The sequence below is a fragment of the Nocardia niigatensis NBRC 100131 genome, assembly GCF_000308655.1.
Taxonomy (GTDB): Bacteria; Actinomycetota; Actinomycetes; order Mycobacteriales; family Mycobacteriaceae; genus Nocardia; species Nocardia niigatensis.
Map to the genome: position 1 here is coordinate 171,357 of NZ_BAGC01000035.1, position 13,661 is coordinate 185,017.

The following is a 13,661-nucleotide window of genomic DNA, read 5'->3' on the forward strand; positions in this document are numbered from 1 at the left end:
GCCTACAGCTTTGACATCGGGATTTGCTCGGCGTGTACTGGGAACATCAACAGATCCGAGGGATCGTCATGATGGTCATCGTCGGGCTCGTCATCCTCATCGTCACCGTGCTCGTCGGCGTCGTGGGAGTATTCGGCAACGGCGGCAGCGATCATGCATTGACCGGAATCGCCGGGCTGGGCCTGTTACCGGCCGACACCCGCCGCGGACGCGCCGCCCGCTGGGGAACTCGAAGCCACCCGCCAGGACGCTCTACTCAACCCACACAGGCACCACCGGTGTCGCACCCGGTGCACCCGGCACCATCGCCGGACAGGGAACCGGCACCCGGCACCATCGCCGGACAGGGAACCGGCAACCAGCCCACACCCCGCCCACGCAGCCTGGGCAAGCTGTTCGGACGGACCCCGGCCGCTCGCTCGCTGACCGGCCGAGGTCCTGGCACGCTGCCGTACCGGCATGCGGCCCCAGTCGGCCTCGACGCCTGGCTCGGACCACTGGGCTCGACCTTCCCATCGACCACCCTGAGCACCTCACGGGGGGCGGATAGGTAGATCTATGCCGGTATGGCGAGTACGCGAGTTCCGTGACGATGATCTGGATCAGGGGATCCAGATCTGGGAGCAGAGCCGTCTGCCAACCGGGGACGAGCCGGTGTTCGCGCTGGCGGAGGTGATGGCGGCCGCGCGAGCTCGGGAGTCGGCGGTGGTCGCCGAGGTCGGCGACGAAATGGTCGGGATGGCGGTCGCCCAGATCCATGGCGAGCGGGCCTGGGTCCTGCTGGTGGCGCTGGCGGCGCAGTGGCGGCGGCGCGGTATCGGCAGCGCACTGCTTGCCGAACTGGAGCGGCGCCTGCGGTCGAACGGCGTGCGGCGGATCTGCACCCTCGTCCCCGAGGGCGCCACCGGATCTGCGGCGTTCGAGAATTCCGGGTACTCGCGCCGGACGGGCCTCGTCTATTACGAGCTGCTGGAACCACTGGCGCCCGCGCAGTCCACCCTGCTGACCGAACTGGGCGGGCGGCTGCTTCCACCGGGACTGTGGCAGTCGATGGCTGGGATGGAACGGGAGAAGGAGATCATCGAACGCCGGATCGTGTTGCCTTTGGCGAATCCCGATGTGGCCGAGCGCTATCGGGTCTTGCCGCCCAAGAGCGTCATCCTGTTCGGGCCACCGGGGACCGGCAAGACCAGTTTCGCGAAAGCGGTCGCGTCCCGACTTGGTTGGCCGTTTGTCGAATTGTTTCCCTCCCGGCTGGCCGCCGCAGCGACGGGTGGACTCGCGGCCTCGCTGCGCGAGGCATTCGCCGACCTGGCCGAACTCGATGAGCTGCTGCTGTTCATCGATGAGGTGGAGGAGATCGCAGGCACGCGTTCGGGCACGGCGACAAGCCCTGCGCACGGAGTCACCAACGAGCTGCTCAAGCTGATACCGACGTTCCGCGAGGACTACAGTCGCCTGCTGATCTGCGCGACGAACTCGGTCCGCTCATTGGACTCGGCATTCCTGCGACCCGGTCGATTCGATTACGTGATTCCGGTCGGCCCTCCGGACGCACCGGCACGGAACGCGATCTGGCGGCGATATCTCGGCCCCGCCGCCGAGACCATCGACGTCGACCGTTTGGTGTGCGCCACAGCGCAATTCACCCCCGCTGACATTGAATACGCAGCCCGTGCAGGCGCGCAGTCCGCGTTCGAACGCGCAGTGCGCGACAGCACCGACGTACCCGCGACCACCGAGGACTACCTGATCGCGGTCGCGAATACCCGCCCGACCCTGACACCGGAAATCCTGATCACGTTCGAGCAGGACCAGCGGGACTACACCCGACTGTGAAACAGTGTGCCCCAATAGGCCGGGCACACGGTCGGGCGGTCGACCCCCGATCGTCGACGTTGAGCAGGAAGAACCACCCACGTTCGAATTGTCGGGGTCGTCGCTGCTATCCACGGCAGAAATCAACACGCGGTAGAGCAGCAGCCCGTAGGTACCGGACTGTGCTGTCAGGCATCGCCCGCCCCTTCGTGCCGAGTGCAGCGTGCGACCCACGCGGCCGCTATTCAGGAGAACGAACCGACTCAGGCGCGTCGGGGTGGTGGGCGGCCAGTGACCGCTGAGGTGTGAATTTTCACCCGATCCACCCCTCCCGCATGAAGGAAGTTCGGTACGGTTCCTCCATGAAGAAGGTTTCTTCAGGATCGAACGCCCCGGGTGGGGCCATTCCCCTGGATGCCACCGACCGGCTGCTGCTCGACGAGCTGGCCCGGGACGGGCGTATGACCAACAATGCGCTGGCCGCGGCGGCGGGGATAGCACCCTCGACCTGCCTGGGCCGGGTGCGAGCGCTGGTGGAACACGGGGTGATCCGCGGGTTCCACGCCGATATCGACCCGGCCGCGCTCGGTCGCGATCTGCAGGCCATGATCGCGGTGCGGGTGCACGCCACAGCGCGCGGCCAGCTCGCCGAATTCGGTGAGCAGATGGCCGCGCTGCCCGAGGTCGAGAACGTGTATTTCATTGCCGGGGCCGACGATTACCTGATCCATGTCGCCACCGCAGACTCCGGTGAGCTGCGAACCTTCGTGCTGGACCATCTGAGCGGGCATCCCGCCGTCGCGTCCACGGAGACGATCCTGATCTTCGAGCACGTCCGGCCCGGGCATCGCGCCGCCTCCTGACCGGCGGCGCGATGCCGAGCGCCGCCGGTCCGTCGGCGGCGTTCGCCCCTAGGCGGCCGGCTGGTGCACGGCGTAACCGTGCGCTGCCGCAACCGATTCCGAGAGCAGCTCGCCCTGGTGGGTGCTCAGACCGGCGGCCAGACCCGGGTCGGCGGCCACGGCGGCCCGCCAGCCCTGGTCGGCCAGGGCGATCGCGTAGGGGAGGGTCGCATTGGTGAGGGCGACGGTCGAGGTGTGCGGCACCGCGCCGGGCATATTGGCCACGCAGTAGAAGATCGAGTCGTGCACCCGGTAGGTGGGGTCGGCGTGGGTGGTCGGGTGGGAGTCGGCGAAGCAGCCGCCCTGGTCGATGGCGATGTCGACCAGCACCGAACCCGGCTTCATCTGCGCGACAAGGTCATTGGAGACCAGGGTGGGGGCCTTCGCGCCGGGCACCAGCACCGCGCCGATGACCAGGTCGGCCTCGCGCACCAGGTTCTCGACCTCGAGCCGGTTGGACATGACCGTGCGCACCTGGCCGTGGTAGAGGTCGTCGATCTCGCGCAGGCGCTGAATGTTCAAGTCCAGCACCGTGACGTCGGCGTGCATGCCGTGCGCGACGGCGATGGCGTTGCGGCCGGACACGCCCGCGCCGATCACCACCACGCGGGCCGGGCGCACACCCGGGACACCGCCCATGAGCACGCCGCGGCCGCCGCCGCTGCGCATCAGGTGGTAGGCCCCCGCCTGCGGTGCCAGCCGGCCCGCGACCTCGCTCATCGGGGCCAGCAGCGGCAGGGAACCGTCGGGGGCGGTGACGGTTTCGTAGGCGAGGGAGGTGACGCCGGAGGACAGCAGGGCGTCGGTGCATTCCCGCGAGGCGGCCAGGTGCAGGTAGGTGAACAGCACCTGGTCCTGGCGCAGGCGCGAATACTCCTCGGCGACTGGCTCTTTCACTTTGAGCACCAGATCGGCGGCGCCCCAGACCTCGTCGGCGGTGTCGAGCACATGCGCGCCGGCGAAGCGGTAGGCGTCGTCCTCGAAGGTGGAGCCGACGCCCGCACCGGCCTCGACGACCACCTCGTGGCCGCGGGCCACCAGCTCGTGCACGCCGGCGGGGGTGCAGGCCACCCGGTATTCGTGGTTCTTGACCTCGCGGGGAATTCCGATCTTCATCCGCTCTCCTGGCTCTCTCGGCTGATTTTTCGGCGGGATCGCCGCCAGGGAGAAAGTATGAAGTTTGTGCGAGATCAGCACCAGAAGTGTGAACAATATTCTCCATATTGGTGTTCATCAACCTGAATGATCAGAAATGAAGATTGCGAGGTGGGTCACACCGAAGCATATTCGGCGCGTGCAGCGCTACTGCAACGGTTCCGGCCGGCTGTCGTCGATCGGCCAGCCGGCCGCCCGCAGCTGGGCGCGGACCCGATCCAGGTCGGCAGCGCGCGGCATCTCGTCGGTGAGCTTGATGATCATCACCCCGACGTCGGCCCGGTCGGCGGGCAGCGCGCCGAGCAGCACCAGCTCGGCGGCCACCTGCCGCACCTCGTCCTCTCGGACAGCCGCCGGGCCAGCACTGCCAGCAGCGGCAGGTAAGCGCGCAGCACACCTTCACCCACAGCGGGATGTCGTCGGAGTTGGTGTAAGTGCCGCGGGCGACGAGCGCCATGAAGATGACGCCCATCGTCTTCTGGGCGTCATCGGTGCCGTGGGCCAGCGAGACCAGCGACGCCGAAATTCAATCGAACGGCCCAGGAGCGTCGCCCGGGGTATCGGGCGCCGGAAGCGGCCAGCAATCCGGCTCGTGCCGCCGGACCGCAAGAAACTCGTGGTGAACCTGATCGGCCGGTGGTCATGCTCGGTGATGCGTGCCTCGGCCTCGCCCCACCAGGAGCCGAGAAATCCCGCACCCGATCGATGGGGCTACTGAAGCAGGGAATCACGCAGGGCGCATTCGGAATTCGAGCGGGCAGGGGTGGGCTACGCCGTCAGTGAAATGAGGGCGCGTCAGGCCGGTTTCGCGGTGAGAATGAGGCGGGCCGTTCGGGTTCCGACATCGTGGAGGGTGTGGAGATGGACGAGGTGCTGCTCACGCCGCCGGATGCCGCCGAGGTGCGGTTCCTGGCGCGGGGTGTGGTCAGTGCGGCGGCGGGAGAGGCGGGGCTGACACCGCTGCAGGAGTTGCTGGTGCCGGCGCTGTTTCTGTCGATGACCGGGCATCCGGTGGAGTTGGCCGAGGTGGGGCCGATCGGGGCGGCGGAGTTCGCGGCGGGGATGGTGCGGCGCAATCGCGTGTTCCGGGAACGCATCGTGCAGACCATGCTGCTGGCGGCGCTGGTCGTGCGGCCACTGCCCACCGACGTGGCAAACCGGTTGCGGGAGTTCGCGGATGCGCTGGGTGCCGACGACGACATGATCGCGGTCGCGCAGCGTTATGCCGAAGGCGCGGTGGATCTGGCCGCGGTGGACTTCACCCGCAACGGCTACCTGGGCAATACCAACACGCTGCGGCTGGACGCGCTGCACACCGAGGGCCTGGACAGTTCGTGGAGTGCGGTCACCGACGATCCCGCGCTGGCCGGACGCTGGGCCGAGCTGTGGGACCTGCCGGTCGGCACGCTGGGTCGCGGCGTCGCCGACTTCTACCGCGACCGCGGGTTCGTCACGCCGGGCCTGCCGGGTTCCGCGCCGCCCCTGCTGGCCCAGCACGACTGGGTGCACGTGCTCGCCGGGTACGGGACCACCCTCGAAAACGAGATAGAGGTCTTCGCCTTCATGGCCCGCGCCAATGACGATCCGCGCGCGTTCAGCCTGCTGGCCATGGTGATTTCGCTGTTCGAGACCGGCTACCTGCGGGCGGGCGCGGGCCTGTTCGAAGCCGACGAAGGCCATCTGAGCACCCGGGGCATGGCCGAACGGCTCGGCGATGCCATGCGGCGCGGCGCGCTCACCCGGGGTAGCCACGATTTCCTCGACCTGGACTGGTTCTCGCTGGCCGACCGTCCGATCACGGTGGTGCGCAACGAGATCGGCCTGGTCCCGAAGGCGGGGTCGGCGCTCGCGGCGGGCTCGGCCGGACCGTGGCAGCCCGGCGGGATCACGCCGTATCAGCTGAACTCCTCGAAGACGGCCGCGGAGGCCGCTGGGCGGCGGTATGTGCCCTGGCGGCCCGACCCGGCGCGCGACTGATCGGCGCGGCCCGAGGTCAGCTCGGGCCGAGCAGGTCGAGCATCCCGGAAACGGCTGCGGGCCAGGTGAATTGCTCGGCCCGGCTGCGGGCGGCCAGGCGGCGTTCGGCGGCCGGGCGGGACAGGACGTCGGTGACGGCCTCGGCGAAAGCCCTCGGGTGATCGGCGGCCACCGCGCCCGCCTCGGCGGTGATGATGTCGGCCAGGGCCGAGGAGCGGCTGACCACGACCGGGGTGCCGGCGGCGAGGGCCTCCAGCGCGGCCAGGCCGAAGGTCTCGTGCGGGCCGGGGGCCAGGGAGACGTCGGCGGTGGCCAGCAGCGTGGCCAAAGCGGTTCTGTCGTGGATGAATCCAGCGAAGTGGACGGTGGGGCGGCCGTCCGGGAGCGGGGGAATGGTGCGGGCACGGCGTTCGAGAGCGTCGCGACGCGGACCGTCGCCCGCGACGACCAGCCGGGCCTCGAGTCCGCGACGGCGCAATGCGCTCACGGCGGCGATGCTGCGGTCGACCCGCTTCTCCACCGACAGGCGGCCGCAATGCACCAGCAACGGGTAGTCGTCGGCGCCGAGATCGGTGCGCAGGCGGTGATCATGGCGGTCCGGCCGGAACATGTCCAGATCGACGCCGAGCGGGACGAGTTCGACATTCTCGACGTCGATACGGTGGAATTCCTCGCGCGCGAACTGGGTGGTGCAGACGACCACGTCGTAGTCCTCGGCGGTGCGGCGGTTGGCGGCGTCGGCGGCTCGGCGGGCGATCGGACCGGGCATGATCTGGCCCAGCAGCCGGTCGAGGCGCTCGTGGGAGATCATCACGCCGGCGATGTCGCGGCGGCGCGCCCAGCGGCCGAAGCCACGCAGAGTCAACCGGTCCGACACCTCCAGCACATCGGGCCGCAGCCCGGAGAGCGTGTCCGCGACCCGGCGCGGGTCCGCCGCCCGATAGCCGCCGGTCCACGGAATCTGCGGCGCGGGCACTGTGATCCGCAGGACCCCGGTCGCCAGCACCTCCTCCGCTCGCTTCGGCCCTGGCACCACCAGCACCACCTCGTGTCCGGCGGCCGCGTATCCCGCACCCAGGTGATGCAACGCGGTACGCAAACCACCCGACCGCGGACCGTAGAAGTTCGCCAGCTGAACGATGCGCACGAGGCGATCGTGCAGGGCAACGGGTTACCGACGGCACCCCCGGTGCCAACAGCACATGAACACCCGCGAAAGACCCCGAAAACCGGGCGTCGTCACCGGCCCGCACCCGACCGGCCGAACCTCGCACCCCCGAATCGGGCACCGGCGAACCGCGTGGTTCGCGTGCGGCTACTGGTCTGGCCGCTTGACCTGTCGAGTGGGCGCCTTTAGCGTTCGGGCATGGCGTTCAGGCGGATCGACCGGCGCACGGTGCCGGATACCGTGTTCGAGCAACTCGTCGGCGAGGTGCTGGACGGGGAGTTGGCGCCGGGGGCCGCACTGCCGGCGGAACGGGCACTGGCGGAGACCTTGGGGGTCTCGCGGCCGACAGTGCGTGAGGCGCTGCAGCGGCTGGCGCACACCGGGCTGGTCGAGGTGCGGCAGGGCGGCTCGACCACGGTGCAGGACTTCCGGCGGCACGCGGGGCTGGAGATGTTGCCGCGGTTGCTGATTCGCCAAGGGGAGCTGGACCACACGGTGGTGCGGTCGATTCTGGAGACGCGGCGGGCGCTCGGGCGCGAGGTCGCGGGCATGGCCGCCGAACGCGCCGGGGACGGGTTGGCCGAGCTGTTGCACTCGGAAGTGGATGCCCTTGCGGCGCAACAGAATCCGGTGGAACAGCAGATGTCGGCGGTCACCTTCTGGGATCACCTGGTCGATGGCGCGGATTCGATCGTGTACCGGCTGCTCTACAACGATCTGCGAGCGGTGTACGAACCCGCGGTGGAGGCGCTGGCGGTGCTGATGGCCGACGAGGTGGGCAGCACCGACCTCTACCGTGGCCTGGCCGAGGCGGTCATCGCGGGCGACGCGCAGACGGCGCGGGCGACGGCGGATGCGCTGCTCGCGATCGCGGTCGAATCGTTCGATGCGTTTCTGCGACAGGCACAACCCGGCGCGTAGACCACGGCCCGCGAATCAGGTCGCGGGCGCGCGGATCAGGTCGTAGACATACGAGCGCTCGCCCTTGCGGCTCACCCAGACGCCCTCGGGCGGGAGGTCATCGCGACCCGCGTCGTCGAAGGGGCGCGCCGACACCACCCCGGACTCGGTGCACACCACCCAGCCGTAATCGGGTAGCCGGCAGCACCGGATATCCAGGTCGACCCGCCGGTACGACGGGAAACCGCCGGCCTCACCGCCCCGGACGAATTCGTAGGTCGATCCGTCCACGCGCCGCACGAATGTCACTTCGGCCATCTCGCCATCTTCGGCGTCCAGGAGCATCGGCTCAACCCGTTCGGCGCCCGGCGCTGCGGTCTTGTATTTCGACACACGATCGATATATTGGTCTGACCACTTGGCCACCAGGCCAAGTCCATCTGCTCGGACAAGGCGGTAGGCGTATGACGCCCTCTCTGCGATCGCGACGCGACGCACCCGGCGAGCTCCCGGACACGGGTGCCACGGCCGGGATGCTCGAGCTTGCACGGGAGGCGCAATTCGCATGGGGCGCGCTGACCGTGGCCGCGCGCGTCCAGATGCTGGAAACGCTGCCACAGCTGCTGTTCGACCGGATGGATTGGATCGCGGAGGTCATCGTCGCCGAGAACGGCAAGCCGCGCGCCGAGGCGCTCGCGCACGAGGTCGTGCCGGCGATCGCCCTGGCTCGCCATCACCTCGACAGTGCGGTCGCGACGCTGGAAGCGACCCGGATCAGCTCGGCGACCGCGCCGTATCGGAAGGCCATGCGCACACATCGGCCCTACGGGGTGGTGGTCGCCATCGCGCCCTGGAACCTGCCGTTCCTGATTCCGTTCAGCCAGGTGCTACCCGCGCTGATCGCGGGGAATGCGGTGGTGCTCAAGCCTTCCGAGCTCACGCCCCGGGTCGCCGCGGCGCTGGTCGAGCTGATCGGCGATTGCGGATTGCCCGCCGGGCTGCTGCAACTCGCGCTCGGCGACGGAGCGGTCGGAGCCGAGCTGATCGCCGGACGACCGGACAAGGTGCTGTTCACCGGTTCGGTGGCCACCGGGCGCACGGTGATGGCGGCGGCCGCGCGATTCCCGATTCCGGTCGGGCTGGAACTCGGCGGGATCGATGCCGCGATCGTGCTCGACGATGCCGACCTGGAGTTCACGACCTCCGCGGTGGCCTGGGGCGCGAACTTCAATGGGGGACAAGCCTGTTGCTCGATCGAGCGGGTGCTGGTGCACGAGTCGCTGCACGACGCGTTTCTGGTCCGGCTCGAGGACAAGGTGCGACGCATCGATGTGGGGCGTGATCTGGCGCCGGCCATCGATGACCGGCAGCAGCGGGTATGGGAGCGGCATCTCGCGGCAGCGCGGCAAGACGGCGCGCAGGTACGCGGCGGAGAACCGTTGCGGGACCGCCATATTTCGCCCGCGCTGGTGAGCGGCGCGGGAGTCACGGAGACCGACGCGTGGCGGGAGGAGACCTTCGGGCCGGTGACGGCGGTCGCGCGGTTCGGGTCCGACGACGAAGCCGTCGCGCTGCACAACGCGACCGAGTACGGGCTCACCGCGAGCGTGTTCTCCGCCGATGTCGGGCGCGCCCGGGCGCTGGCGCAGCGACTGCGGGCGGGTGCGGTGTCGATCAATGATGTTGCGGCGACGATGTATTCGACACCCGAACTGCCGTGGGGCGGGGTCGGACGGTCGGGCTTCGGCCGCTCGCACGGGGTGGACGCGCTGCTGGATGCGAGCTGGGTCCAGGTGCTGGATCTGCCGCGCGGCCCGGCGTCGGGACCGAAGCGGCCCTGGTGGTATCCGTACGGGCCAGAACTCGAGGACGCCATGCGGGAGCTGGCGTCCAGTGTGGTCACGCCCCGGGCCGTGGCACGGCTGCGAGGATACGGGCGGGCCGGTCACCTGCTGCTGGGCATGCTCAGCCGGCAGCCGAAACTGTGAAGGAGAGGGATCGGTGAAGAAGCACGTCATGACCGCCATCGCGCAGAACGCTCCGCGGCTGCGGGCGAACACCGATCACGTCGAATCGTGGTTCGTGCGCGCCAACGACCCGCATTCGCCGCGGGCGGTGTGGATCAAGGCGACCGTACTCACCTCGGGTGACGGGACCGCGCTGGCGCAGGCGTGGTGCAGCGTCTTCGACGGGCAGCGGACTCACGCATGGTGCCTCGACGTTCCCTTGGCGGCGGCACAATTCGACACGCATCCGATCGGGCAGGACATCACCGTCGGTCCGTTGACCCTGTCGCTGACCGGGCGCGGCGGCACATCCGGCGGCAAGCTGTCCGATGCCGCCCAGACCGTCGCCTGGGAGCTGAGTTTCAGCAAGGTGGCGGGCCTGGGAGAGCCGATGTCACTGCTGCCGAGCGACCGGCTGCTCGATACTCCGGAACCGAACAACAAACTGGTGACACCGTTTCCGGTGCTGACCTGCGCCGGCCGGCTGGAGTGGCAGGGCGAGCACTGGGATCTGACCGGCTGGCACGGGATGCAGGGCCACAACTGGGGCCGGGAACACAGCCCCGAATACGCTTGGGGCCAGTGTGTTTTCACCGAGGCGCGGAGTGGTGAGCCCTTCGCGGTGCTGGAAGCCGCCTCGGGCCGTACGAGCATCGCGGGCCGCACCTCGCCGCTGCTGTCCATGCTGGTCGTCCGCCGTGGAGACGAGGAGTTCCGGTTCGACCGGATCGTCGACCTGTGGCGGCAGCGCCCCCGCCTCGAATTCCCCACATGGACGCTGCGCATGCGTGGCCGCCACGGCACCGCGGAACTGCGCATGCACGCCGAGCCCGAGCAGATGGTGTGCCTGGCCTACCGGAATCCGGCCCGCGCCACCAGTTACTGCCTCAATTCCAAGACCGCCGCCGTCTCCGTGCATGTCGCCCCGATCAACGGCAACGCCTTCGAGCTGCGCAGCCCGCACGGCGGCGCGCTGGAATTCCTTGTCCCGCAGCCGGTTGCGTCGGTGTCCCCGATCGTCTGAGAGAGCCCGCTATGCCTTTGACCTTCTTCGAGACCATGCGCGGTGAGCTCTACGACGCCGACGGCGTAGCGCATCACGTGGCCATGGATCTGCGCTGCGAATCCGGGCACGCGCGCGGATTCGTCACCAATGGGCGCGCCCGCATCACCGGCACCATTCGGGCCCTGCCCTGGGTCGACGGCGCGGCCGTGCTCGGCGCGCTGGTGGCCCTGCCGGTCACCAAGCGGCTGATGCGCTACGAGATCGAGTTCCGTGACAACGAGGGCCGGGCCTGGCGGCTGAGCGGACGCAAGGATGTCCGCTGGCTGCGAGGCGCGCACGCCGGCCTCACCAATCTCGCCACCACGCTGTCGCGCGAGGGCGAGCAGGTCGCGCAGGGGCGAATGCAGTTCTTCGCCAACGACTATCCGAGTTTTCTGCGCTCGTTCCAGCCGTGGGTGTCGCTGCGCGCCGACCTGCCCGAAGGCGGCCATCCGGCCGGGATCCTGGGCCCTGGACATCGCGAGACCCTCGCGGCACTGGCCGAGGTGCTGATCGAGCCGGGCGGGTCGGTACCCCCGGTCGACGCCGACACCATCGAGCGGGCCGACAGCTTGATCGGCGCTATGACCCCGCTCATGCAGTCCGGGCTACGCGCGGCGCTGCGCGGATTCGATGCCGCGGCCCGCGCCGAACACGGCAAACGCGCTGCGGCACTGCCTGTTCCGCAACGTCACGCGCTGGTCGAGGAGGCGCGGCGCAACAAGGCCCTGCGGCATGCGGTCGAGGCGGTGGAGACGCCGGTGCGGATCGCGCATTTCGGTGACCGCCGCTACCTGGATGCGATCGGCGCACCGCGCTACGACGAACCCGTACTCGAGCAGCGGCCGGGCTGGATGGCCAATGTCACCACCCCGACCGAACTGTCACAGCGGGAGACGGTCGACTGCGATGTCGTGGTGATCGGCACCGGTGCGGGCGGTGCGGCGGCGGCCGCCAGGCTCACCGAGCACGGCCTGGGCGTGGTGATGGTCGAGGAGGGCGAGTACGCCGGTCGCGCCCAATTCCGCGGGGATCTGGGGGAGCGCACCCAGAAGTACTGGCGCGATGGCGGATACAACCTCGCGCTCGGCAATACGGTGCTGGGCGTGACCACCGGACGGCTGGTGGGCGGGACGACCGCCATCAATTCCGGCACCGCCTTCCGCACCCCGGACGCGGTGCTGCGGGAATGGCTCGACCTGGGCTTCCCCGCCGACTTCGCACCCGACGCGTTCACGGCCTACCTGGACGAGGTCGCCGCCGAATTGGGTATCGCCCACGCCGATCCCAGATATCTGGGCCGGGTCGCGCAGATCATCGGCGCGGGTGCCGACGCCCTGGGCGCGGCGCACGGTCCGCTGCCGCGCAATGCGGTGGGCTGCGATGGCCAGGGCCAGTGCGTGCACGGCTGCCCGACCGAGGCCAAACGCTCGAGCAATGTCAGCTGGGTGCCGCGGGCCTTGAAGGGCGGCGCGCAGCTGTTCACGCGGCTGACCGTCACCCGAATTCTGTTGTCGGGCAACCGCGCCACCGGCGTGCTGGCCGAGGGGCAGGACGCGCACGGTGCCGCGCGGACGGTGGAGATCCGCGCCCGGGCGGTGGTGGTCGCGACCGGGACGCTCATGACGCCGCTGCTGTTGCGGCGCAACGGCCTGAGCCTGCCCGCGCTGGGACGCAATCTGTCGGTGCATCCGTCCCTCGGCGCGGTGGCCATGATGCCCACGCCGGGAACACCGTGGTCGGGGATCCCGCAGGGGTATCAGGTGGAGGGACTGGGCGATCCGCTGCTCACCTTCGAAGGCGTCTGCGTCCCACCGCAGTTCGCGGCCGGCGCCCTGCCGTTCCACGGCGCGCGGCTGACCGAGTGGATGAACCGCTGGGCCCACACCGAGCAGTTCGGCGCGATGGTGCGCGACACCGGCACCGGCAGCGTGCATCACGGTCCGGGCGGGCGGACCCTCATCCGCTACCACCTGACCCCGCGTGTGCAGGCCGCGCTGCAGCACGCCTGCGCGGGCCTGGCCGAGCTGTTCCTGCGCGGCGGGGCCGAGCAGGTGGCGCTGCCGCTTGCCGGGACCCCGCCGATCCGCACTCTCGATCAGGCGCGCACGGTCGCCGAGATCCGGTTGAGTCCGCGGCAATTCCGCATGATAGGCCCGCATCCGCTGGGCACCGCCCGGATGGGCCGCGATGCCCGGACCGCGGTGGTGGACTTCGATCATCGGGTATTCGGCACGACCGGTCTGTACATTGCCGACGGTTCGGTGGTCCCGACCTCGCTGGGTGTCAATCCGCAGGTCACCATCATGGCCTTCGCCCTGCGCGCCGCCGATCTGATTGCAGGCAACCTCAATTGACCCGATCGGTCCGGTCGCCCCTCTGGCGCAGCACCTGCGATCTTGGTAAAGATGGCTGGAAGCACAAAAGGGGTGATCCGGATCATTCCGGAGAATGGGGACGAATCAATGGACGCCAGAGCCGAACTGGAACGGGAACTGGGTGGATCCCTCGCCGCGCTCGACCTACTGAACGAGGCCGAGACCGCCGACCTGCTGGCGATCTTCCAGCAGGCGAAGCGCACCGAGAACATCGCCATGGTCGAGGCCGTCGACAAGACCGTCGGCGCGCTGCCATGGCCGTTGCGCACGGCCGCCAAGAAGATCATGTTCGGCAACAAGCTCGGGTAGGGG

Annotated in this window: 13 protein-coding genes and 1 pseudogene; 8 read left to right on the forward strand and 6 right to left on the reverse strand. The window is 69.4% G+C overall.

Features of this window, described 5'->3' with window-relative positions; translation table 11 throughout:
• Nucleotides 1-2 precede the first annotated feature (2 nt).
• Nucleotides 3-155, reverse strand: coding sequence for a hypothetical protein (locus tag ON33_RS41080; RefSeq protein WP_157184470.1), 153 nt, complete (start codon nucleotides 153-155; stop codon nucleotides 3-5).
• A 403-nt stretch (nucleotides 156-558) separates the two neighbouring features.
• Here ON33_RS41080 and ON33_RS10355 point away from each other — a divergent pair, with 403 nt between their 5' ends.
• Nucleotides 559-1,839: an ATP-binding protein gene (locus ON33_RS10355; RefSeq protein WP_040857785.1), complete on the forward strand. Its 1,281-nt coding sequence runs from the start codon at nucleotides 559-561 to the stop codon at nucleotides 1,837-1,839.
• Between the two features lie 341 nt (nucleotides 1,840-2,180).
• Nucleotides 2,181-2,681: an Lrp/AsnC family transcriptional regulator gene (locus tag ON33_RS10360; RefSeq protein ID WP_051151903.1), complete on the forward strand. Its 501-nt coding sequence runs from the start codon at nucleotides 2,181-2,183 to the stop codon at nucleotides 2,679-2,681.
• 48 nt (nucleotides 2,682-2,729) lie between these two features.
• On the opposite strand, the gene ald is transcribed toward ON33_RS10360, so the two are convergent.
• The 3 genes and pseudogenes from ald to ON33_RS43245 all read right to left on the reverse strand — a co-directional run.
• Entirely contained in the window at nucleotides 2,730-3,836 is a 1,107-nt protein-coding gene (gene ald / locus ON33_RS10365; RefSeq protein ID WP_040857790.1) for an alanine dehydrogenase, read from the reverse strand.
• A gap of 186 nt (nucleotides 3,837-4,022) precedes the next feature.
• Nucleotides 4,023-4,199, reverse strand: a complete 177-nt coding sequence (locus ON33_RS10370) for a DUF3349 domain-containing protein (RefSeq protein ID WP_245550462.1) — start codon at nucleotides 4,197-4,199, stop codon at nucleotides 4,023-4,025.
• Nucleotides 4,200-4,257: 58 nt separating this feature from the next.
• A pseudogene (locus ON33_RS43245) lies at nucleotides 4,258-4,398 on the reverse strand (inorganic phosphate transporter); the annotation flags it as partial.
• Nucleotides 4,399-4,721: 323 nt separating this feature from the next.
• Between ON33_RS43245 and ON33_RS10375 the strand changes: the two are divergent.
• A complete protein-coding gene (locus ON33_RS10375; protein ID WP_040857792.1) occupies nucleotides 4,722-5,852 on the forward strand; it encodes a hypothetical protein in 1,131 nt (376 codons plus the stop codon).
• 16 nt (nucleotides 5,853-5,868) lie between these two features.
• On the opposite strand, the gene ON33_RS10380 is transcribed toward ON33_RS10375, so the two are convergent.
• Nucleotides 5,869-6,999, reverse strand: a complete 1,131-nt coding sequence (locus tag ON33_RS10380; RefSeq protein ID WP_040857794.1) for a glycosyltransferase — start codon at nucleotides 6,997-6,999, stop codon at nucleotides 5,869-5,871.
• Nucleotides 7,000-7,218: 219 nt separating this feature from the next.
• Between ON33_RS10380 and ON33_RS10385 the strand changes: the two genes are divergently transcribed.
• Nucleotides 7,219-7,941, forward strand: a complete 723-nt coding sequence (locus ON33_RS10385) for a FadR/GntR family transcriptional regulator (RefSeq protein ID WP_040857796.1) — start codon at nucleotides 7,219-7,221, stop codon at nucleotides 7,939-7,941.
• Nucleotides 7,942-7,956: 15 nt separating this feature from the next.
• Here ON33_RS10385 and ON33_RS10390 read toward each other — a convergent pair whose 3' ends face one another.
• On the reverse strand, nucleotides 7,957-8,238 hold the full coding sequence (locus tag ON33_RS10390; protein ID WP_040858096.1) for a hypothetical protein: 282 nt from the start codon (nucleotides 8,236-8,238) through the stop codon (nucleotides 7,957-7,959).
• 215 nt (nucleotides 8,239-8,453) lie between these two features.
• Between ON33_RS10390 and ON33_RS10395 the strand changes: the two genes are divergently transcribed.
• The 4 genes from ON33_RS10395 to ON33_RS10410 all read left to right on the forward strand — a co-directional run bounded on the left by ON33_RS10395 (nucleotide 8,454) and on the right by ON33_RS10410 (nucleotide 13,658).
• The gene (locus tag ON33_RS10395) at nucleotides 8,454-9,908 is read left to right on the forward strand and encodes an aldehyde dehydrogenase family protein (RefSeq protein ID WP_157184471.1); all 1,455 of its coding nucleotides are present in this window, start codon (nucleotides 8,454-8,456) and stop codon (nucleotides 9,906-9,908) included.
• A 13-nt stretch (nucleotides 9,909-9,921) separates the two neighbouring features.
• Nucleotides 9,922-10,950, forward strand: a complete 1,029-nt coding sequence (locus tag ON33_RS42230; protein ID WP_169336796.1) for a hypothetical protein — start codon at nucleotides 9,922-9,924, stop codon at nucleotides 10,948-10,950.
• Between the two features lie 11 nt (nucleotides 10,951-10,961).
• Nucleotides 10,962-13,328 (forward strand): GMC family oxidoreductase N-terminal domain-containing protein, encoded by a 2,367-nt coding sequence (locus tag ON33_RS38110; protein WP_169336797.1) that lies wholly within the window; start codon nucleotides 10,962-10,964, stop codon nucleotides 13,326-13,328.
• A gap of 108 nt (nucleotides 13,329-13,436) precedes the next feature.
• The gene (locus ON33_RS10410; protein ID WP_157184472.1) at nucleotides 13,437-13,658 is read left to right on the forward strand and encodes a hypothetical protein; all 222 of its coding nucleotides are present in this window, start codon (nucleotides 13,437-13,439) and stop codon (nucleotides 13,656-13,658) included.
• Nucleotides 13,659-13,661: the final 3 nt, after the last annotated feature.